This window comes from Rhodoferax sp. BLA1, from assembly GCF_013416775.1.
Lineage (GTDB): Bacteria > Pseudomonadota > Gammaproteobacteria > Burkholderiales > Burkholderiaceae_C > Rhodoferax.
Genome location: NZ_SZVI01000001.1, coordinates 576,775 through 597,668, shown reverse-complemented (window position 1 = coordinate 597,668; position 20,894 = coordinate 576,775). Strand labels below are relative to the sequence as shown.

22 protein-coding genes are annotated in these 20,894 nt (G+C 59.6%); 5 read left to right on the top strand and 17 right to left on the bottom strand.

Going from position 1 to position 20,894, the window contains the following annotated elements:
- Positions 1-160: 160 nt before the first annotated feature.
- Positions 161-586 carry an Lrp/AsnC family transcriptional regulator gene (locus FDG13_RS02900; protein WP_180125278.1) on the bottom strand — a complete coding sequence of 142 codons (426 nt, stop codon included), beginning with the start codon at positions 584-586 and terminating at the stop codon, positions 161-163.
- Positions 587-721: 135 nt separating this feature from the next.
- Here FDG13_RS02900 and FDG13_RS02895 point away from each other — a divergent pair, with 135 nt between their 5' ends.
- Entirely contained in the window at positions 722-1,834 is a 1,113-nt protein-coding gene (locus tag FDG13_RS02895; protein ID WP_180125277.1) for an ornithine cyclodeaminase, read from the top strand.
- On the opposite strand, the gene lptE is transcribed toward FDG13_RS02895, so the two are convergent.
- The 6 genes from lptE to bamE all read right to left on the bottom strand — a co-directional run bounded on the left by lptE (position 1,818) and on the right by bamE (position 7,713).
- Positions 1,818-2,369 (bottom strand): LPS assembly lipoprotein LptE, encoded by a 552-nt coding sequence (gene lptE / locus FDG13_RS02890; RefSeq protein WP_180125276.1) that lies wholly within the window; start codon positions 2,367-2,369, stop codon positions 1,818-1,820. The genes FDG13_RS02895 and lptE overlap by 17 nt on opposite strands.
- A gap of 9 nt (positions 2,370-2,378) precedes the next feature.
- Positions 2,379-5,078 carry a leucine--tRNA ligase gene (gene leuS, locus FDG13_RS02885; RefSeq protein ID WP_180125275.1) on the bottom strand — a complete coding sequence of 900 codons (2,700 nt, stop codon included), beginning with the start codon at positions 5,076-5,078 and terminating at the stop codon, positions 2,379-2,381.
- 112 nt (positions 5,079-5,190) lie between these two features.
- The gene (locus tag FDG13_RS02880; RefSeq protein WP_180125274.1) at positions 5,191-5,673 is read right to left on the bottom strand and encodes a biopolymer transporter ExbD; all 483 of its coding nucleotides are present in this window, start codon (positions 5,671-5,673) and stop codon (positions 5,191-5,193) included.
- Between the two features lie 16 nt (positions 5,674-5,689).
- Positions 5,690-6,340 carry a MotA/TolQ/ExbB proton channel family protein gene (locus FDG13_RS02875; RefSeq protein ID WP_180125273.1) on the bottom strand — a complete coding sequence of 217 codons (651 nt, stop codon included), beginning with the start codon at positions 6,338-6,340 and terminating at the stop codon, positions 5,690-5,692.
- Positions 6,337-7,152 (bottom strand): 4-hydroxy-tetrahydrodipicolinate reductase, encoded by an 816-nt coding sequence (gene dapB / locus FDG13_RS02870; RefSeq protein ID WP_180125272.1) that lies wholly within the window; start codon positions 7,150-7,152, stop codon positions 6,337-6,339. Before dapB ends, FDG13_RS02875 begins: the two co-directional genes overlap by 4 nt.
- 9 nt (positions 7,153-7,161) lie before the next feature.
- Positions 7,162-7,713, bottom strand: a complete 552-nt coding sequence (gene bamE / locus FDG13_RS02865; RefSeq protein WP_180125362.1) for an outer membrane protein assembly factor BamE — start codon at positions 7,711-7,713, stop codon at positions 7,162-7,164.
- A gap of 100 nt (positions 7,714-7,813) precedes the next feature.
- Here bamE and fur point away from each other — a divergent pair, with 100 nt between their 5' ends.
- On the top strand, positions 7,814-8,251 hold the full coding sequence (fur, locus tag FDG13_RS02860) for a ferric iron uptake transcriptional regulator (protein ID WP_078364655.1): 438 nt from the start codon (positions 7,814-7,816) through the stop codon (positions 8,249-8,251).
- Here the strand turns inward: fur and hprK are convergent.
- The 3 genes from hprK to hpf all read right to left on the bottom strand — a co-directional run bounded on the left by hprK (position 8,248) and on the right by hpf (position 10,087).
- On the bottom strand, positions 8,248-9,198 hold the full coding sequence (gene hprK / locus FDG13_RS02855; RefSeq protein ID WP_180125271.1) for an HPr(Ser) kinase/phosphatase: 951 nt from the start codon (positions 9,196-9,198) through the stop codon (positions 8,248-8,250). The genes fur and hprK overlap by 4 nt on opposite strands.
- Before the next feature lie 9 nt (positions 9,199-9,207).
- On the bottom strand, positions 9,208-9,675 hold the full coding sequence (locus FDG13_RS02850) for a PTS sugar transporter subunit IIA (protein ID WP_180125270.1): 468 nt from the start codon (positions 9,673-9,675) through the stop codon (positions 9,208-9,210).
- Between the two features lie 82 nt (positions 9,676-9,757).
- The gene (gene hpf, locus FDG13_RS02845; RefSeq protein WP_078364652.1) at positions 9,758-10,087 is read right to left on the bottom strand and encodes a ribosome hibernation-promoting factor, HPF/YfiA family; all 330 of its coding nucleotides are present in this window, start codon (positions 10,085-10,087) and stop codon (positions 9,758-9,760) included.
- 327 nt (positions 10,088-10,414) lie between these two features.
- Here hpf and corA point away from each other — a divergent pair, with 327 nt between their 5' ends.
- On the top strand, positions 10,415-11,401 hold the full coding sequence (corA, locus tag FDG13_RS02840; RefSeq protein ID WP_180125269.1) for a magnesium/cobalt transporter CorA: 987 nt from the start codon (positions 10,415-10,417) through the stop codon (positions 11,399-11,401).
- A 39-nt stretch (positions 11,402-11,440) separates the two neighbouring features.
- Here corA and FDG13_RS02835 read toward each other — a convergent pair whose 3' ends face one another.
- The 4 genes from FDG13_RS02835 to FDG13_RS02820 form a co-directional block, all read right to left on the bottom strand.
- Entirely contained in the window at positions 11,441-12,202 is a 762-nt protein-coding gene (locus FDG13_RS02835) for a 5'-methylthioadenosine/adenosylhomocysteine nucleosidase (RefSeq protein ID WP_180125268.1), read from the bottom strand.
- A gap of 10 nt (positions 12,203-12,212) precedes the next feature.
- Complete coding sequence (locus FDG13_RS02830; RefSeq protein WP_180125267.1) at positions 12,213-13,886, bottom strand: long-chain-fatty-acid--CoA ligase; 1,674 nt, start codon at positions 13,884-13,886, stop codon at positions 12,213-12,215.
- 164 nt (positions 13,887-14,050) lie between these two features.
- Positions 14,051-15,469 carry a Re/Si-specific NAD(P)(+) transhydrogenase subunit beta gene (gene pntB, locus FDG13_RS02825; RefSeq protein WP_180125266.1) on the bottom strand — a complete coding sequence of 473 codons (1,419 nt, stop codon included), beginning with the start codon at positions 15,467-15,469 and terminating at the stop codon, positions 14,051-14,053.
- A 13-nt stretch (positions 15,470-15,482) separates the two neighbouring features.
- Positions 15,483-17,138 carry a Re/Si-specific NAD(P)(+) transhydrogenase subunit alpha gene (locus FDG13_RS02820; RefSeq protein ID WP_180125265.1) on the bottom strand — a complete coding sequence of 552 codons (1,656 nt, stop codon included), beginning with the start codon at positions 17,136-17,138 and terminating at the stop codon, positions 15,483-15,485.
- A 162-nt stretch (positions 17,139-17,300) separates the two neighbouring features.
- Here FDG13_RS02820 and FDG13_RS02815 point away from each other — a divergent pair, with 162 nt between their 5' ends.
- A complete protein-coding gene (locus FDG13_RS02815) occupies positions 17,301-17,801 on the top strand; it encodes an NUDIX hydrolase (RefSeq protein WP_180125264.1) in 501 nt (166 codons plus the stop codon).
- Positions 17,798-18,919, top strand: coding sequence for a tRNA 2-thiouridine(34) synthase MnmA (gene mnmA, locus FDG13_RS02810; RefSeq protein ID WP_180125263.1), 1,122 nt, complete (start codon positions 17,798-17,800; stop codon positions 18,917-18,919). The genes FDG13_RS02815 and mnmA overlap by 4 nt, the downstream gene beginning before the upstream one ends.
- Before the next feature lie 69 nt (positions 18,920-18,988).
- Here the strand turns inward: mnmA and FDG13_RS02805 are convergent, their stop codons facing one another.
- The 3 genes from FDG13_RS02805 to FDG13_RS02795 all read right to left on the bottom strand — a co-directional run bounded on the left by FDG13_RS02805 (position 18,989) and on the right by FDG13_RS02795 (position 20,894).
- A complete protein-coding gene (locus FDG13_RS02805) occupies positions 18,989-19,279 on the bottom strand; it encodes a metal-sensing transcriptional repressor (RefSeq protein WP_078364642.1) in 291 nt (96 codons plus the stop codon).
- A gap of 102 nt (positions 19,280-19,381) precedes the next feature.
- The gene (locus FDG13_RS02800; protein ID WP_180125262.1) at positions 19,382-19,588 is read right to left on the bottom strand and encodes a DUF2892 domain-containing protein; all 207 of its coding nucleotides are present in this window, start codon (positions 19,586-19,588) and stop codon (positions 19,382-19,384) included.
- A gap of 19 nt (positions 19,589-19,607) precedes the next feature.
- On the bottom strand, positions 19,608-20,894 hold the full coding sequence (locus tag FDG13_RS02795) for an NAD(P)/FAD-dependent oxidoreductase (RefSeq protein ID WP_180125261.1): 1,287 nt from the start codon (positions 20,892-20,894) through the stop codon (positions 19,608-19,610).

The following is a 20,894-nucleotide window of genomic DNA, read 5'->3' as shown; positions in this document are numbered from 1 at the left end:
TACCATGTCTCTTATTCCTGTTGTCGATGCCAATCAAAGGGTCATCCACTCTGGGTCGCAACGCAGCACTTGAGCGGCTGACTTCACCCATCCATCATAGTGACATTGCCTGTGCCATCGACCACCTGCGTCAAAGAAGCGCGCAACTGCCGAATCTTGGTCAAGACAGCCGGTAGGTTTCCAGATGGATGCTGGTTTCGGTGTTGCTGATGCCTTTGAGCAGGCGAATGCGCTCCAGCACCTTGGCCAGCTCCTGCAGGCTCTCGGCACGCAACTCGGCTAGCAAATCCCAGCGGCCATTGGTGTCATGCAAGGTGGCCACACCGGGCTCACCCAGCAAGGCGGCAATCACCGCACGGGTCTGGTTGCCGTCCACGGCGATGCTCATCCAGGCGGTGATCTGGTCGTGTTGTACGTCCGGGCGCAGGCGCACGGTGTAACCCACGATCACACCGTCGTCTTCGAGCTTGTGGATGCGGTTGGTCACGGTGCCACGCGACACCTTCAACTTGAGCGCCAACGCCGCCACCGAGAGTCGGGCGTCTTGTCGCAGCAGCGACAGCAATTGTTGATCAGTTTCATCCATAGTGACAACCAAGTCTGTCAAAACGGCAATTATGTGACGATTTCTATACAAAGTTGACGATTGTTATTGTTTGCGTGCACGGGCAAACTCGTTCTTATCTGTTTCCAGAATTTGGCCCATCCCAAGAGACCCGTCATGCCCAGCCCCAACACCCCCTTGAGCCACCACACCAACCCGCTGTTCCTCAGCCCGCAGGACGTGGCCGCGCTCATCAGCCGCCAGGGTTTCGCCACCACGCTGCAAGGTTTGGCCGCTTGTATCCACCAGGATTTTTTGCGCTGGAACAGTTTTGACAAGGCGCCGCGTGTGGCGAGCCACTCGGTCGACGGTGTGATCGAGCTGATGCCGATTGCCGATGCCAGCCGCTATGCGTTCAAGTACGTCAATGGCCACCCCAAAAACACCAGCCAAGGCCTGCCCACGGTGATGGCCTTTGGTGTGCTGGCCGATGTGGCCACTGGTGCGCCGTTGCTGCTGAGCGAGATGACATTGACCACCGCGCTACGCACCGCCGCCACCTCGGTGGTGGCGGCCCGTGCGCTGGCCCGCCCCGACAGCCGGGTGATGGCGCTGATTGGCAACGGCGCCCAAAGTGAATTCCAGGCGCTGGCCTTCCACCACCTGCTCGACATTGAAGAAATCCGCCTCTACGACATTGACCCCCAGGCCACGGCCAAGCTGATGGCCAACCTGCGGGCCAACCCGGATGCTGCCGGTCTGCGCCTGATGCCCTGCGCGAGCGTCAGGGAAGCGGTGCGCGGTGCCGACATCGTGACCACCATCACCGCCGACAAAACCAACGCGGCCATCATCACGGCCGACATGCTGGCGCCTGGCATGCACATCAACGGCGTGGGCGGGGACTGCCCGGGCAAGACCGAAATCCATGCCGATGTGTTGCGGGCAGCCAAGGTATTTGTGGAATTTGAGCCACAAACCCGTATCGAGGGAGACCTGCAGCACCTGCCTGCTGACTTTGCCGTGACCGAGCTGTGGCGCGTGTTGTCCGGTCAGACCGTGGGGCGTGACAACACCACCCAAATCACGATGTTTGACTCGGTCGGTTTTGCGATGGAAGATTTTTCTGCGCTGCGTTACCTGTATGCCCAGGCGCAGGCGCTGCAGCTGGGCGCCCCGATTGCACTGATGGCGCAGTTGAGCGACCCCAAGGACCTGTACCAGCTGATCCGGCCGGTAGCCGCAGTGCCCCTGCGCAGCGTGGCCGCCGCCGTTACGGAAGCTTTTTGATGGCCGCCAGCCGACGCTGGATTTGCTGCGCGACGTCACTTTGCATGTCGCGGTACAACAAGGCGATTTCGGTTTCCTTGGCCAGCGCGGCGGATTCGTTGTAACTGACGTCACGCTGCTGCGAAATCTCGGTGTCGGCGATCAGCTCGTCACCTTGCGGGGTGTCCAGCCTGAACTTCACAATCAGCCGCAGTTGTAACTCCCGCACCTGACCGGATGAGCTCAGTCCCACCACCACTTTTTCGCGCTGTTCACCCAGCACCTTGAGCACCACCTGGGCCTGTGTCAGCGGCGCATCGGCCTCCAGCACCCGCACCGCATTCTTGAAAGAGCGGCGCAACTCCTGCACCAGTGCGCTACCCGGGTTGGGCTGGATGGCGATGCTGGTGAAGACAAAGTTCTGCTGACCACGCAGCCTGAAGCCACAACCGGCCAGCAGACCGGCTGCCAGCAAGGCCGCTCCGACACGGCGTCGTGACAGGCCCGCAGCCTGTGTTGGAGAGGAAGGTGTTGATGTGAACTCAGCAGGTTTCATGGGAACTCCTTACACCACCAGATTGACCAGACGGCCCGGCACCACAATCACTTTTTTGGGCGCCGCACCATTGGCCAGCTTTTGGAACATCTCATGGGCGATGGCCGCTTGCTCAATCGTTGCCTTGTCGGCGCTGCTGCTGACCACCAAGGAGCCACGCAGCTTGCCGTTGACCTGCAGCATCAGTTCGATCTCGTCCTTGACCAGAGCGTTGGGGTCGACCTTCGGCCAAGGTGCATCAAGCAGATCACCCAGGGCACCGGCATAACCCAGCTGTGACCACAAAGCGTGGGTGATGTGGGGTGTGGCCGGATACAGGCAGCGCAGCAAGATGCCAAAACCTTCGATCAGCGCCACCTGGGCACCCGCGGTTTCCACCGCCTTGAAGTCTTCGAGCGCGTTGATCATCTTCATGGCGCCAGAGACCACGGTGTTGTACTGCATGCGCTGGTAGTCGTAGTCCACCTGCTTGAGCACGGTGTGGATCTCGAGCCGCAGGTCCTTGGCCTCTTTCCCGAATTCAACATCTTTCAGGCCTGTAGCCCTTGTAGATATTGAGCGAGCAGCTTCCAAATCCATAGTAGTCAATTTGACGCCAAAGTTCCAGACCCGGCGCAGGAAGCGGTAGCTGCCCTCCACCGCGGCGTCGTTCCACTCCAGCGTGGCCTCGGGCGGCGCGGTGAACATGGTGTACAGGCGGGCGGTGTCGGCGCCGTATTTTTCGATCAGGTCCTGCGGGTCCACACCGTTGTTTTTGGACTTGGACATGGTGCCCACACCTTCGTAGTCGATGGGTGTGCCCACTGGCAAATCGTCCACGGCGTTGATCAGGCGTGCACCAATGACCTTGCCTGCGTCGTCAAACACATGCTCCACGTCGCTCGGCCAGAAGTAATCTTTGCCACCTTTGTCGTTGCGGCGGCTGTAGATGTGGTTGAGCACCATGCCTTGGGTCAGCAGCTTGGTGAAGGGCTCGTCGACCTTGACCAGGCCCAGGTCACGCATTACCTTGGTCCAGAACCGCGCGTACAACAGGTGCAGGATGGCGTGTTCGATGCCGCCGATGTACTGGTCCATCGGCATCCAGTAGTCGGCACCCTCGGCCACCATCTTGTCGGCGTTCTTGGGATCGCAGTAGCGCATGAAGTACCAGGAGCTGTCGACAAAGGTGTCCATGGTGTCGGTTTCACGGCGCGCCGCTTTGCCGCAGATCGGGCAGGTGACACCGGCGTGGAACGCCTCACATTTGTTGAGCGGGTTGCCCGAGCCGTCCGGCACCAGGTCGTCGGGCAGCACCACCGGCAAATCCTTCTCGGGCACCGGCACCGCACCGTGGTCATCACAGTGGATGATCGGGATCGGTGTGCCCCAGTAACGCTGGCGGCTCACGCCCCAGTCACGCAGGCGCCAAGTGACTTTTTTCTCACCCAGCCCCAGGGCGGACAGATCGGCAGCAACAGCAGCGACGCAGTCCTTGAAAGCCAAGCCGTCATATTTGCCGGAGTGGATAGCAACACCGGCGCCTTTGTCGGCGTACCAGTCGTGCCAGACTTGGTTGTCGAACACCTGCTGCCCCACGCTTACCACTTGCTGGATCGGCAACGCGTATTTCAGTGCAAACGCGAAATCGCGCTCGTCATGCGCTGGCACACCCATCACCGCGCCGTCGCCATAACTCATGAGCACATAGTTGCCAACCCACACCTCGACCTGCTTGCCGGTCAGCGGGTGGGTGACAAACAAGCCGGTGGGTTGGCCTTCTTTTTCCTTGACCGCCATCTCGGCCTCGGTGGTGCCACCTTTTTTGCATTCTTCAATAAACGCGGCCAGTTTCGGGTTGCTGGCTGCGGCATGCATCGCCAAGGGATGCTCCGGCGCCACCGCACAAAAGGTCACACCCATGATGGTGTCGGCACGGGTGGTGAACACATACATGCGCCCGCCATTGATCAGCTTGCCGTCAGCACCCTGAATGTCGTGGAGGAAAGCAAAACGTACACCTTCACTCTTGCCAATCCAGTTTTCCTGCATCAGCTTGACACGCTCTGGCCAGCCCGGCATCTTGTCACCGGTGACATTGGCCAGCAGTTCGTCAGCGTAGTCGGTGATGGCGAGGTAATAACCTGGAATTTCGCGCTTTTCTACAGTAGCACCAGTGCGCCAGCCCTTGCCGTCAATCACCTGTTCGTTGGCCAGCACCGTCATGTCGACCGGGTCCCAGTTGACAACCTGGGTCTTGCGGTAGGCGATGCCTTTTTCCAGCATCTTCAAAAACAGCCACTGGTTCCACTTGTAGTACTCGGGGGTGCAGGTGGCGACTTCGCGGCTCCAGTCGATGGCCAGGCCCATGGCCTGCATCTGTTGCTTCATGTAAGCGATGTTCTCAAACGTCCACTTGGCGGGCGGCACGCCGTTTTTGAGAGCCGCGTTTTCAGCAGGCAGGCCAAAGGCATCCCAACCCATGGGCATCAGCACGTTGTAGCCCTGCATACGCAGCTGGCGCGTCAGCATGTCGTTGATGGTGTAGTTGCGCACATGGCCCATGTGCAACTTGCCGCTGGGGTAGGGCAGCATGGAGCAGGCGTAGAACTTCTTCTTGGGCTGGCCGTTGGCGTCCAGCGCGTTTTCTGAAACGCGGTAGGCATCGGTGGACTGCCAATGGGCCTGGGCGGCGGGTTCTACATCAAGGTGCTGGTATTTGTCTTGCATGGCGATCTATCTTGGCGGCGGAACAAACCGCTCTGGCGGGAGGTGACTAAAGGAGAGGTATCTGGTGCTTACCCCGCGCACGCACAACGTGCCCGGTGAAACTGACCCGATTTTAGGGTTTGCGTAGCGCGCCCCCGGCAGGTGCCGCCACGGGTGCTGTTGCAGGGGATGTGGTGTTGGCAGGCGGGGCATCGGCGACAAAACCAATTCGGTTCAGCCCCACCTTTTGCGCGGCACCCATGACCTCCACGATGCGGCCATAGGGCACACTTTTGTCGGCACGCAACTGCACCTCGGTGTCGGGGTTGGCCCGCTGCGCGTTTGCAAACTGCTGGGCCAGTTCGTCTTGCGACACCGGGCGATCATTCACAAACGCCTGCCCGGCGGCGTCCACCACCACACGCACAGCCTGTGGCACCTCGCTGGGTTTGGCGGCGTCGGTTTTGGGCAGGTCCAGTTTGATGGAACTGGCCAGCAAGGGCGCGGTGATGATAAAAATCACCACCAGCACCAGCATCACGTCGATCAGCGGCGTCATGTTGATGTCGCTCATGGGTTGGGCGCCCGAGCTGCGATCCAGACGACCAAAGGACATGGTTATCAGCCCGTGGTCAAAGGGGCGTGCTGGTGTGGCCCACCAGTTCACGCAGGTCACGTGCAAAACCTTCGAGTTCGGCTTCGATACGCGCGACCGAACGCCCCAGCACGTTGTAGGCCAGCACCGCAGGGATGGCGACCGCCAGACCCGCTGCGGTCATGATCAGGGACTCACCCACCGGGCCGGAAATTTTGTCGATGGTGACCTGCCCAGCTGTCGCAATACCAATCAGCGCGTGATAAATACCCCACACCGTGCCGAGCAAACCCACAAAAGGGGCGGTGGCTCCCACGGTGGCCAGCAATACCTGGCCGTGTTGCAGCTTCGTCAAGGCCTGGTGCAGGGCGTTGCGCAGTACCCGGGTCAACTGGGTTTGCAGACCGCCGGCTCCGGCCAGGGTGTAAGTTGCTTCAATTTTTGTAGCCAAAACCATAGGCAGTACAAGGGCTTCACGGTCAAAAGCCTTGATACTCTGGCTGGCGTCGTCGACATTGCCTGCTTGCCAGAAGGCAGCGATACAACGATCCACGTCACGGCTGGCGCGGTGCAGCAACCAGGCTTTCCACAGAATCACCACCCAGCTGCTGACCGACATCGCCAGCAGCAACAGGGCCACACCGCGCGCCAAGGCATCTCCCTGCCAGAAAAACTGTGCCAGATTCATTTCAGGTTGAGCACGTCGGCCATGTCAAACAGGCCGGAGGTACGACCGGCCAGGAAACGCACGGCGCGCAGGCTGCCCTGTGCGTAGCTGACGCGGCTGGACGACTTGTGGCTGATCTCGATGCGCTCGCCGGTACCGGCAAATAACACCGTGTGGTCACCCACAATGTCGCCACCGCGGATGGTGGCAAACCCGATGCTGGACGGGTCGCGCTCACCGGTGACCCCTTCACGCGCATATACCGCACAGTCTTTGAGGTCGCGCCCAAGGGCGCCGGCAATGACTTCACCCATCTTGAGCGCGGTGCCGGATGGCGCATCCACCTTGTGGCGATGGTGGGCTTCGATGATCTCGATGTCGTAGCCGGTGGACAAGGCCTTGGCCGCCATCTCCAGCAGTTTGAGGGTCACGTTCACACCCACACTCATGTTGGGTGCAAACACAATCGCGATGTCTTTGGACGCCTCTGCAATCTCAGTCTTTTGGGCATCGGTAAAACCGGTGGTGCCAATGACCAGATTCACACCGAGTTCTCGGCATACGGCCAAATGGGCCAGCGTACCTTCTGGCCGCGTGAAATCAATCAGCACATCGCTGTTGCTCAAGCCTGTGGGCAAATCGGCGGTGATGCTGATGCCGCTGCTTTTGCCCAAAAATGCGGCCGGGTCCAGGCCGATCGCCGGGCAAACCGATACATCCAGTGCACCGCTGAGTTGGCAGTCCTCGGCTTGGGAGATGGCTTCAACCAGCATGCGGCCCATACGACCGCTGGCACCGGCCACACAAATTCGGTGGAGATGTAAGTCGCTCATGGGGTCTCGTTAACGCACGCTGTCTTCAAGTGGCGGGTAGCTGGCGGGAGGGGCTGCGAGCGGCTTGGTGGGTTCTGCCGTAGGGCTTGTTTTGGCCGGGGCGGCGGCTTTTAAGCTGTCGGGGGACATTTCCAACACGGGCACCGAAGCGGCCTTGCGATCCGAGTCCATCGACGCTACAAACTCAGCTTCCGTGGGTAAAGGGTCGGCCACGATACGCACCAGCAGATCGTCTTTGAAGAACACCGTCACCTTGCGGGCCTGGGGTTCCACCCCCTGGCGCTTGAAGGTGAAGACATAATCCCAACGGTCTGCGTGGAAAATGTCGGTGAGCAGTGGTGTGCCAAGGATGTTTTTGACCTGGGCCCGTGGCATACCCTCTTTGAGGGCAGCCAATTGCTCGCTAGACACAAAATTACCCTGGACAATATCGATCTTGTAGGGTCTGACGAGACTGGCCACCCGGTTGCTGGTGCTGTCAAGCGTGCCACACCCGGAAAGCATCACGCCAGCGGCTCCAAGTGCACTCCAGCAGACACAACGAACAATGGAATCAAACATAGGACAGGCCGCAACGATATGATGCTTGCATTGTACTGGCAGCGTTTTCAACCATGCCCCCCAGCCCAGACGCACCTGCGCGCGAAACCGGAACCTCTGTATGAGCAAGATTGACGAACTCAAAAGCACCGGCCTGAAGGCCACTTTGCCTCGGCTGAAAATCCTCGAAATTTTCCAGAAGGGCACCCGACGCCATATGACGGCGGAAGATGTGTTCAGGGTGTTACTGGAAGAGCAATCGGATGTGGGCCTGGCCACCGTGTATCGGGTGTTGTCGCAGTTTGAGCAGGCCGAGATCCTGACACGCAGCCATTTTGAGAGTGGCAAGGCAGTGTATGAACTCAACGAAGGCCAGCACCACGACCATCTGGTGTGTCTGGACTGTGGCCGTGTCGAAGAGTTTTTTGACCCCCAGATCGAGCAACGTCAGAACGCTGTCGCCAAGGAAAAGGGTTTTGCGATTGCCGACCACGCCCTGAGTCTGTACGCACACTGCACCCGTGGCAGCGCCTGCGAGCACCGCAGCAAAACCCGTTAAGGCGCTTCTTCCATCGCTTTGCGGTGGCGCTCCACAAACTCCTTGTAGGTGTCCACCCCACGGATCTGCAAGATGGTGTTGCGCACCGCCGCCTCCACCAGCACCGCGATGTTGCGGCCAGCCACCACCTGGATCACCACCTTGCGCACCGGCACGTCCAGCACGTCCTGGGTCAAGGGTTCGTAGGGAATGCGTTCGTAATCACGCTCCATGGTTTCGCGGCGTACCAGATGCACTATGAGTTGCAGCCGCTTTTTGCGCCGCACCGCGGTTTCACCAAAAATGCAGCGGATGTCGAGCAGACCAATGCCGCGCACTTCCAATAAGTTGAGCAGCAGTTCAGGGCAGCGCCCCTCAATCGTGTCCTGGTTGATGCGGTACAGATCCACCGCATCGTCAGCTACCAAACCGTTGCCGCGTGAAATCAGCTCCAAGCCCAATTCACTCTTGCCCAGGCCAGACTCGCCAGTGATCATCACCCCCAGACCCAGAATGTCCATGAACACACCATGCATGGTGCAGCGGTCGGCAAAGTGTTTGGACAGGTAGGCCCGCAACACATCGATCACAAAGGCCGAGGAACCCTGGGTGGCAAACATCGGGATCTGAGCGCGCTCACACATCGACATCAGCGCTTCCGGGGCGGCTTGACCATCGGCCAGGATCAGGACCGGCGGCTCCAGCGTGACGATGCGGGCAATGCGCCGCAAACCGTCTTCGGGCGTGGCATCCGCCAGGTAGGCGACTTCGCGCTCACCCAGAATCTGTACCCGATAGGGATGGATGTAGTTTAGGTAACCGACCAGGTCGGCGCCGGAGCGCGCCGCACGCACCGCCAACTCATCAAACCGGCGCTCGGATGCCCCCAAACCAGCGACCCACTCCCAGCGCAAGTTGCCGCGAAACGCCTCAAAGAGGACATCCGCACTGATAACGGTGGGTTTCAAGGTGCTGGCTTAGTTAGACTGGACTGACTGCCAGCCGGTGATCAGACCGTGCAGGTCGGCTACCGTGGGGCTGGTCATGAGTTTGTCACGCAGATCTGCATCACTGAGCATTTCTGCGATTTCAGACAGGATTTCCAGGTGTTTCTGCGTGGCCGCCTCGGGCACCAGCAAAAAAATCATCAGGCCAACAGCCAACTCATCCGGGGCTTCAAAACCAATCGGGCGCGCCAGTTGAAACACGGCAGCCATCGGTGACTTCAGACCCTTGATGCGGCCATGCGGAATGGCCACGCCATGGCCCAAGCCAGTCGAGCCCAGACGCTCGCGCGAAAACAGGCTGTCCGTGACCAGAGCGCGGCTCAGGCCGTGGAGATTCTCAAACAGCAGGCCTGCTTCTTCAAAAGCTCTTTTTTTGCTGGATATGTCCACCTGAACAAGCACATGTTCAGTCGTGAGGATAGACGCGAGTCGGTTCATGATTGGCCCAAATTATGCGCCCGGAAAAATTGGGCGCAAAAAAAAGCCGCACGCACCAGCGGGCGGCTTGCCGGAGTTTAAATTACATCAGGCGCTTGGCGGCATCGTGATGGTGGGATTGCAAGCGGTCTTTGTGGCGAACCACCTGACGGTCCAGTTTGTCCACCAGCTCATCCACCGCCGCATACAGGTCGGAGTGGGCGCTTTCGGCGAACAGTTCGATGCCTTTGATATGAATATTGCACTCAGCTTTTTGTCGACGTTCCTTTTCTTTGAGGTTTTCAAGGGTCAGCAGAACTTTGACATCCACAACCTGGTCGAAATGGCGTTTGATCCGGTCCAGCTTGTTGGTGACGTAAGACCGTAACGCGGGAGTGACTTCCAGGTGGTGCCCACTGATTGTCAAATTCATAAGGAGTCTCCTACAGCTTGGTTGAGAGAGTCGCGGGCAAGTTTGCCAACGACAGGGGGGAACAAATTTGAATCCTTGATGACACTATGCCCCGCTGATAGGCGTATTGCAACTATTTCCATGCTGCACTGCAACAGTGTCAGGGCTTGCCGCGCTTTCCTTGTCTGGAGGCACTTCCCGATGCCATAATCCTGAGGTTCTCAACAACCGGAAGACCCTCTTGGAAACCTACCCTAGTCGGTAGCTTTCGACCCCAAAACACGCATCAGGGGTTGGAAGCCAACCCAATCCACCCGCTGATGCTTTGTTTATTTTGGGAGTGAGCGCATGCTCAATATCTTCACCCTTGCCAATGGCCGCCTGTTCCAGGAAGAAATCGAATCCCTGGAAGAGTTGTCGCGTTTCCAACCCATCTGGGTTGACCTCGAATCCCCGACACCGGAAGAAAAACGCTGGATCAAGCAGTATTACGGCCTGTCGATTCCCGAAGACGCGATGGACGAGGACATCGAGGAGTCGGCCCGCTTCTACAAAGAAGACAACGGTGAGCTGCATATCCGCAGCGACTTTTTGGTGGCTGACGACTCTGAGCCGCACACGGTGCGTGTGGCCTTTATCTTGAACACCGACAACGAGGAACTCAAAAGCAAGGGTGTGCTGTTCTCGATCCACGACGAAGATGTGCCGGTGTTTCGGCTGCTGCGTATGCGGGCCCGGCGCGCACCGGGGTTGATTGAGGACGCCAAAGAGGTGTTGCTCAAGCTGTTTGACGCCGATGCCGAGTATTCGGCCGACACCCTCGAAGAAATTTACGACGAACTCGAAAAAGTCAGCCAGAAAGTGCTCTCGGGCGACCTCACTGACGCGCTGGCGGGTGAAGTGCTGGGTGCGATTGCCCGCCACGAAGACATGAGCGGGCGCATCCGCCGCAATGTGATGGACACCCGCCGTGCGGTCAGTTTCATGGTGCGCAGCAAGATGCTCAACGGCGAGCAGTTTGAGGAGGCGCGGCAGATTTTGCGCGACATGGACTCGCTTGACTCCCACACAGCCTTTTTGTTCGACAAGATCAACTTCTTGATGGACGCCACCGTGGGTTTCATCAACATCAACCAGAACAAGATCATCAAGATCTTTTCGGTGGCGAGCGTGGCGCTGCTGCCGCCGACCCTGATTGCCAGCCTGTATGGCATGAACTTCAAGTTCATGCCCGAGCTGGACTGGTCGCTGGGTTACCCCTACGCCCTGGCGCTCATGGTGGCCAGTGCCTTGGGCCCCATGTGGTACTTCAGGAAACGCGGTTGGCTTAAATAAGAAATTGGCCTCTAGCCCTTATTTCATAATGGCTGATGGCTATCTTTTTGGTAGCGATTGCATGAACTGCGACACTACCGCCAAGGCATAGGGGCTGGCCACCTGCTGCACAAAGGCCGAGAAATCCATGTGGGCGTCGGCGTCCGCCCGGTCGGAGATGGTGCGCATCGCCGCAAACGGGATGCCGTAGTCAAAACACACCTGCGCCACGGCGGCGCCTTCCATCTCCACCGCCAGTGCTTGATGGCCTGCCGCCTGCAAATCGGTGCGGATCTTGTGCACCTTCAAGGGATCGCACACAAACTGATCACCACTGGCAATCAGCCCGCTGTGCACAGCCGCATCTGCCAGCAAGTTATCACGGTGAAAATGGTCGCCAACCTCCGCCAATCCAGCGTGAACTGCTTCAAGTAGCAGAGCAGACAGGGCTGCATCACAGTCCAGGGTGGCGCGGCCATAAAGCGGAATCTCAAAGCGCGGGAACAGCGGGCCAGAGTCCATGTCGTGCTGGACAAAGGCGTCCGCCACCACCACGTCACCCACCTTGACACCGTCACCAATGCCACCGGCCACGCCGGTGAACAACACTCGCTCGGCACCAAAGGCCTCAATCAGTGTGGCCGTGGTGCTGGCTGCAGCCACCTTGCCGACCTTGGACAACACCAGCACCACCTCGTGGCCCGCCCACTGGCCACACCAGAAGGTGCGCCCGGCACGCTCCCGCTTTGTGGGGTGTTGCAGTTGGTCTAGCAGTCCTTTTTGTTCATCCAGCAGGGCACTGACGATGGCAAGTGTTGTCAACGGAAATCCTTCAGGGGTTGCGCAATTCGCGCCGCAGGATTTTACCCACCGGGGTTTTGGGCAACTCGGTGCGGAACTCCACCACCTTAGGGTGTTTGTAGCCGGTCATGTTTTCCTTGCAGTAGGCGCGCACATCCACCTCGGTCAGGTTGGGGTCCTTTTTGACAATGACCAGCTTGACGGCTTCACCCGATTTGTCGTCGGGCACACCCACACAGGCACACTCCAGCACGCCGGGCATCTGCGACACCACGTCCTCGACCTCGTTGGGGTAGACGTTGAAACCACTCACCAGAATCATGTCCTTCTTGCGGTCCACAATCTTGAAGTAGCCACGCGCGTCCATGACACCGATGTCACCCGACTTGAAGTAGCCGTCTGGCGTCATGACCTGCGCGGTTTCTTCCGGGCGCTGCCAGTAACCCGCCATCACCTGCGGGCCCTTGATGGCGATCTCGCCGGGTTGCCCCGGGGCCGATTCATTGCCATCGTCGTCGAGCAACTTGAGCCAAGTGCTGGGCACCGGCACCCCAATCGCACCGGAATACTCGGTCACATTGACCGGGTTGCAGGTGGCAATCGGTGAGGTTTCACTCAAACCATAACCCTCACAAATGGCGCAGCCGGTCTTCTCAAACCAGAGCTTGGCCACCGCACTTTGCACCGCAGTACCACCACCGGCCGACACCACCAGGTGTGACCAGTCGACCTTGCCGAAGTCCGGGTGGTTGGCCAAGCCGTTGAACAAGGTGTTGACCGCCGGCAGTACATGCACCTTGTGTTTGGCCAGCTCGGCCAGCACCGCCGGGAAATCACGCGGGTTGGGAATCAGGATCAGTTTGCCGCCCACACGCAGCGACAACATCATGCCCACGGTAAACGCGAAGATGTGATACAGCGGCAATGCGCAGATCGAGTTGATCTGTTCACCCGGTGCGATCCGGCCTAGTGCGGGCTGGAAGCAGGCGTCGGCTTGCAGCACGTTGGCGATCAGGTTGCGATGCAACAGCACGGCTCCTTTGGAGACGCCCGTGGTGCCGCCGGTGTATTGCAACACCGCCACATCATTGGCCTGGATGCTGACTTTTTTCAAGCTGCTGCCGCTGGCTTGGGCCATCGCTGCGTTGAAGCGCACCGCGTCGGGCAGCTTGTAGGCGGGCACCATCTTTTTGACATTGCGCACCACATAGTTCACCAAGGTGCCCTTGAGCAGGCCCAGCTGGTCACCCATGGCACACAACACCACATGTTTGACGGGGGTGTTGGCCACACATTTCTCCAGCGTGGCGGCAAAATTTTCCAGAATGACAATGACCTTGGCGCCCGAGTCTTTGAGCTGGTGCTCCAGCTCGCGCGGGGTGTAGAGCGGGTTGACATTCACTAGTGTGAAGCCAGCACGCAGGATGGCCACCACTACCGCCGGATACTGCAGCACATTGGGCATCATGACAGCCACCCGGTCACCACGCACCAGCCCCAGGCTTTGCAAGTAGGCGCCAAAGGTCTGGCTGATCTCGTCCACCTCGGCGTAGCTCAGCTCCTTGCCCATGAAGCTGTAGGCGCTGAGTTTGGCGTATTTGCTGAAGCTTTCCTCCATCAGCTCCACCAGAGAGCTGTAACGGTTCTCGTCAATGTCTGCGGGAACACCCGGGGGATAGCTTTGCAGCCAGATGCGGTCGGTCATGAGGAAGTCTCCGTATTCTGATGTGATGCAGGATTCTCACTCGCTGGACCGCTGGCATCGTCTATGTTTTCCCTAATTAGGGAAAAGCCCCCAAATCCGCAGAGCGGACTTGGGGGCTGGGGCAGCGTGTGTTGCCCTGTCAGCAGGGCTTGGCGGGTGGCCGCTCAGGCTTTGAGTGCGGTCAGCACCTCGTCGAGCATTTTTTTGGCGTCGCCAAACAACATGCGGTTGTTGTCCTTGTAAAACAAGGGGTTGTCCACACCGGCGTAGCCCGAGGCCATGCTGCGTTTCATGACGATGGAGGTCTTGGCTTTCCAGACCTCGAGCACCGGCATACCGGCAATCGGGCTGCTCGGGTCGTCCTGGGCGCTTGGGTTGACGATGTCGTTGGCACCAATTACCATGGTGACATCGGTGTCGGGGAAGTCCTCGTTGAGTTCATCCATCTCGAACACGATGTCGTAGGGCACCTTGGCCTCGGCCAGCAGCACATTCATGTGGCCCGGCATACGTCCGGCCACAGGGTGGATGCCAAAACGCACGTTCACACCTTTTTCACGCAGGAACTTGGTGATCTCGAACACCGTGTGCTGCGCCTGCGCCACCGCCATGCCGTAGCCCGGCACAATGATCACGGACTTGGCTTCGCGCAACAGCTCGGCCGTTTCCAGCGCCGTCACCGGGGTGACTTCACCGGCTGGCTGCGCTGCGCCGCCAGCAGCTGGCTTGGGTGTGCTGGTGGTGCCAAAACCACCGGCAATCACGCTGATGAAGCTGCGGTTCATGGCGTTGCACATGATGTAGGACAGAATCGCACCGCTGGAGCCCACCAGGGCGCCCACCACAATCAGCAAGTCGTTGGACAACATGAAGCCGGTGGCCGCTGCCGCCCAACCGGAGTAGCTGTTGAGCATGGAGACCACCACCGGCATGTCGGCACCACCAATGGCCATCACCATGTGCACCCCAAACAGCAGCGCCACGATGGTCATCACAATCACCGGCAGCATGCCTGCCTGCACGTCGTGGGCCTGCATGAAGACACCACCAAAGTAGATCACCACCAGCAGACCGGCCAGATTGAGCCAGTGGCGCCCCGGCAGCAAGACCGGGTTGCCGCTGACCCGACCCGACAGCTTGCCAAAAGCGATCACCGAACCGGCAAAGGTGACGGCACCGATGAAGATACCAATGTAGATTTCCAGTTCGTGGATGGTTTTGGCCGCGCCTTCAAAACCGGCGCTGGCTGTTGGGTCGATGTAGGTGGCAAAACCCACCAGCATCGCCGCCAGACCCACCATGCTGTGCATCAAGGCCACCAGCTCCGGCATTTGGGTCATCTGCACAGTGCGCGCTGCGTACAACCCAATGCCGCCGCCCAGCACCATGGCGCCGATGATCCACGGCAAACCCGCCGCCGTGACTTGGGGGCCAAACACCGTGGCCAGCACCGCCAGCGTCATGCCGACCATGCCGTACAGGTTGCCGCGCAACGCGGTGGTCTGGTTGGACAGACCGCCCAGGCTCAGGATAAAAAGGATGGTTGCGCCAATGTAGGCAACCGTGGCCAAACTTGAAGACATTTCTGGCCCCTTCTTATTTGCGGAACATCGCCAGCATGCGCTGGGTCACAGCGAAGCCACCGAACATATTGATGGCGGTGAGCACAATGCCCGCCGCTGCCACCCAGGTGATCAGGCTGTTGGGTCGATCCAGCGCGTCCGCAATCGGTGAGATCTGCACCAGCGCACCAATGGCGATGATGCTGGAGATGGCGTTGGTCACACTCATCAGTGGTGTGTGCAAAGCCGGTTTGACGTTCCACACCACCATGTAACCGACAAAACACGCCAGCACAAACACCGTGAAGTGCGACATGAACTCCTTGGGCGCGTTGGCACCAATGAGCCAGAACAAGGCTGCCGCCACACCAAACACGATGGCCAGCTTGCTGCCTGCCATGGGCGCACTGGCTTCACCGTGGCCATGGGCCTTTTTGGCCGCAGGCGCTGCAGCGGGTTTGGCAGCCGCTGGGGCTGGTGCCTGCTTGGGCGCTGGCGCTGGCCAGGTGATGGCACCGTCCTTGGTGACGGTCAGGCCACGGATGGCATCGTCTTCCATGTTGACGTTGATCACACCGTCCTTGGTCTTGCACAACTCCTCGGACAAGCGGAACAGGTTGGTGGCGTAGAGTGTGGACGACTGCATCGCCAGGCGTGACACCAGATCGGTGAAGCCAACAATGGTCACACCATGTTTCACCACGGAATGGCCGGGTTCGGTCAGTTCGCAGTTGCCACCTTGTTCGGCGGCCATGTCGACAATGACGCTGCCGGGTTTCATGCTGCGCACCATCTCGGCGGTGATCAGTTTGGGTGCGGGTTTGCCGGGGATCAGCGCGGTGGTGATGATGATGTCCACCTCCTTGGCCTGTTTGGCGTACATCTCGCGCTGGGCTTGCTGGAAGCCCTCGCTCATCACCTTTGCGTAACCGCCGCCGCCTGAGCCTTCTTCCTCGTAATCGACCTTGACAAATTCACCACCGAGCGAGACCACCTGGTCGGCCACTTCGGCGCGGGTGTCGTTGGCACGCACGATGGCGCCCAGACCCGCTGCGGTGCCAATGGCAGCCAAGCCAGCCACACCGGCACCGGCGATGAATACTTTGGCTGGAGGAACCTTGCCCGCAGCGGTGATCTGGCCGTTGAAGAAACGGCCAAAGGCATTGGCCGCTTCGATCACCGCACGGTAACCAGCCACCCCAGCCTGCGAGGTCAGGGCGTCCATCTTCTGGGCACGGCTGAGCGTGCGGGGTAAGGCGTCGATGGCCAACACCGTCGTCTTCTTGGCGGTGAGCAACTGCATCAACTCAGGGTTCTGGGCGGGCCAGATGAAGCTGATCAAGGTGCCACCTTCACGCATCAGGGCCACTTCATCCGCCGTTGGTGGGCGGACCTTGAACACGATGTCGGCGGTCGACCACAGTTGGCTTGCGTCTGCCACGATGCTGGCACCGGCAGCCTGGTAATCCGCGTCGCTGATATTGGCAGCTGCGCCCGCACCAGACTGGACAGCCACGGTAAAGCCGAGCTTGATCAGCTTGGCCACCACCTCGGGCACGGTAGCGACCCGTTTTTCGCCTGGAAAAATTTCGCAGGGCACACCGATAGACTGCGCCAACTTCGCAGACTCGGGGGAACCTGACTCCACGGACTGACCCGGCTGGGCAGCAGTGGCTATATCAGCTTGCATGGGAAGACTCCTTGTTTTCTTGCAAAAAGCAAAGCCAAAACACGCGTTTTGGGAAGCCCGCTGAGCTTACAACAGTTTTACCAGGGGTCTTCACCCTGTCGCCTCGGCAAAGGCGTTTTGCTGACAGCAGCCCTGCTACCCCGCATCCGGGATAATTCAGGCATGACTGACAGATGGAAACCCAGCGCCACGGTGGCGGCAATCATTGAGCAAGACGGCAAGTTTTTGCTGGTGGAAGAACACACGCCCGAGGGCCTGCGCATCAACAACCCGGCCGGGCATCTGGACGAGGGTGAAACCCTGGTGCAAGGCTGCCAGCGTGAGACGCTCGAAGAAACCAGGTACCTGTTCACCCCGACCCATCTTGTGGGCGTTTACATGTCGCGTTCTCAGCGTGCCGCCAATGGCACTGAAGATGCGCAGGATGTGACCTATCTGCGTTTTGCCTTTGCTGGCACACTGGGCGCGCTGTTGCCAGAGCGGCAGCTGGACACCGGCATTGTGCGCACGTTGTGGCTCACCCCCGACGAGATCCGCGCCAGCGCCGCACGCCACCGCAGCCCGCTGGTGCTGCAATGTATGGAAGATTATTTGTCTGGCCAGCGCTTCCCGCTGGACCTGATCCACACCGATGCCAGCGTCATCACGTTGGGTGCAGCATGAGCACAAAACCTCAACGCGTGGTGGTGGGTCTCAGCGGCGGGGTCGACTCGGCGGTGACCGCCTGGTTGCTCAAACAGCAAGGCCATGAGGTGCTCGGCATCTTCATGAAAAACTGGGAAGACGACGACGACACCGGCTACTGCTCGTCCAACGAGGACTTTGTCGACGCCGCCGCCGTGGCCGATGTGATTGGCATCGAGATCGAACACGTCAACTTTGCCGCCGACTACCGCGACCGGGTGTTCGCCGACTTTTTGCGAGAGTACAGCGCCGGGCGCACACCCAACCCCGACATCCTGTGCAATGCCGAGATCAAGTTCAAGGCCTTTCTGGACCATGCGATGCGCCTGGGTGCAGACAAGATCGCCACCGGTCACTACGCCCGGGTGCGGCAGAACCCGGCCAGTGGTTTGCACGAGTTGCTCAAGGGGTTGGACCCCTCCAAAGACCAGAGCTATTTTTTGCATCGCCTGACGCAAGCGCAACTGTCCAAAACGCTGTTCCCGGTGGGTGAGCTGCTCAAGACCGAGGTGCGGCGCATCGCGCTGGAGATTGGTCTGCCCAATGCCAAGAAGAAAGACTCCACCGGCATCTGTTTTATTGGTGAGCGGCCGTTCCGGGACTTTTTGAACCGCTACATCGCCAAAGAACCCGGCCCGATCAAGAACGACAAGGGGCAGACCATTGGCCAGCATGTGGGTCTGAGCTTTTACACCCTGGGCCAGCGCCAGGGCCTGGGCATTGGTGGTCTCAAGGCCAAGGGGGCACAACGCGGTGGCGGTGACCATGCGCCCTGGTTTGTCGCACGCAAGGATGTGCCGGGCAACACCTTGTGGGTGGTGCAGGGGCACGATCACCCCTGGCTGCAGTCGATGACCTTGCAAGCCGGGCAAGCCAGCTGGGTCGCCGGACACGCGCCACAGCCGCAGGCGCTCGCCGCCAAGACGCGTTATCGCCAGGCGGATGCGCCGTGTGAACTCCGCGATGTGTCGGGTGAGCAGTTTGCGCTGAGCTTCAGCCAGGCCCAGTGGGCGGTGACGCCAGGCCAGTCTGCGGTGTTGTACGACGGCGAGGTGTGCCTGGGCGGCGGCATCATCGACCACGCCAAGGCGCCTTAAAATACTCTGTTATTCATAGCTATTAGTCCTTGTTGTATAAGGGCTAGAAGGCTATTTGTTTATATAAGCTTAGCCAATCCTGGCGAGCAGACCTTCCATGTCTTTGAGCAGGCTTTCCATGGCCGGTGTCTGCATCTGTTCTGCCGGGATCTGCTGTTGCAACTCCTGTTCCATGTAACACAGGGTCATGCGCAGGTAGGTGCTGTCGAGCGCCTTGCGCACGGCGGAGAGCTGCTGGCTGATCTTCAGGCAGCTCTCACCCTCTTCGACCATGCGCTGCACGCCCCGGAGTTGCCCTTCGGCACGGCGCAGCCGATTGATCACATCAGTGCGTGCCGTCTCGTTTGTTAATACCGTCATGAATGTGTTTCCTCGTTGACCAATGCTGAGCGTCGCCATGGGCGGGCGGACACCTGGCCCCGCTGCCGGACGCTGCTATCCAGTCTAGCGTGCATAGCCGATTCAAGCCTCCGGCACACCCAGCTTCTTCAAGATGATGCCCAGCGGGCAAAAGTTGGTGAAGCCCGACTGGAACAGGTTGGCACCAACAAACGCGGTGAATGCCAGCGCCCATTTGCTCACAAACAGCGGGCTGCCCTCGACCCCGAAGGCCAGCGACAGCATCACAAACAGGCCCGCAAACACCAAAATATAACGTTGTACCGTCATCTCACACCTCCTTTAAAAATCAGTTGTCCAGCCGGTTGATGCCGAGCAGACCCATGATGTATTTCTCGTAAATGGGCTCGGAGGTGCCTTTTTTGAGCTTGCGCATGAAGTACTTTTCATACGCAATCTTGGCCAGGTGCACCCACTTGCCTTTTTTGAACCAGTTCACATTGCGCGGTGGGATCTGCGGCAGGGCCACAAACGCGGCGCCGGTGTCGCCCATGTCGGCCAGACATACCGCGTTCCAGGTGCCTTTGCCGGTCACCGGCTTGCCTGCCAGCTCGTTGCTGATGTTGTGGCAGATGGCGGTCATCATGCTCTCGATCATGTAGCCGGTCTTGGGGCAGCCGGTGGGCACCGGGGTCACCTCGACTGGCGGAATCGCCACACACACACCGGCCGAGAAGATGTTGCGGTAGGCCTTGCTGCGCTGGAATTCGTCGATCAGCACCATGCCGCGCGGATTGCACAGCTGCGGCACAGCGGCCACCGCATCCACGCCCTTGAAGGCGGGCAACATCATCGCCAGCTTGAAGCCAATCGCATGCTCTTTGACCGCGTTGCCCAGGTCGTCGAGCTGGGTCACCTGCATCTTGTCGACCTCGACGCTGGTGGTCCGGGCATTGGTGACCCACTTGATGTCGCGGTTGCGGAACTCGGACTCGAGCATCGATTTGCTGTCACCCACACCACCCAGACCGAGGTGGCCGACGTAGGGCTCGCTGGTCACATAGGTCATGGGCACCTTGTGGCGCAGCTTGCGTCGGCGCAGGTCGGTGTCGAGCACCATGGCAAATTCGTAAGCCGGGCCAAAACAGCTGGCACCCGGCATGGCGCCCACCACAATCGGCCCGGGGTTGGCCAGGAATTTTTCGTACTCGGCAAAAAAGGCCTGCGCATGGTCCACATGGCAGATCGAATGGGTGAAGCCCCCGCCGCCAGACGACATCGGACCCGCTCCGGGCACCTCGTCAAACGCCAGTTTGGGGCCGGTGGCAATCACCAGATAGTCGTAGTCCAGCTTGTCACCGTCGGCCAGGGTCAGTTGGTTGGCGACTGGGTCGATGTGTGTCACCGCCTGGGCAACAAACCCGATTTTTTTGCGTGTCAGGTACGGGGCAATCGGCAAAGTCACTTCTTCGCGCTGGCGCCAACCCACGGCCACCCAGGGGTTGCTCGGCACAAATTGAAAGTAGGGGGTGATGTTGAGCACCGTGATGCGGTGCTCCGGGGGCAGCATTTCACGCAGTTCGTAAGCGGCGGGCATGCCGCCAATGCCTGCCCCCATGATGATGATATGGGCCAT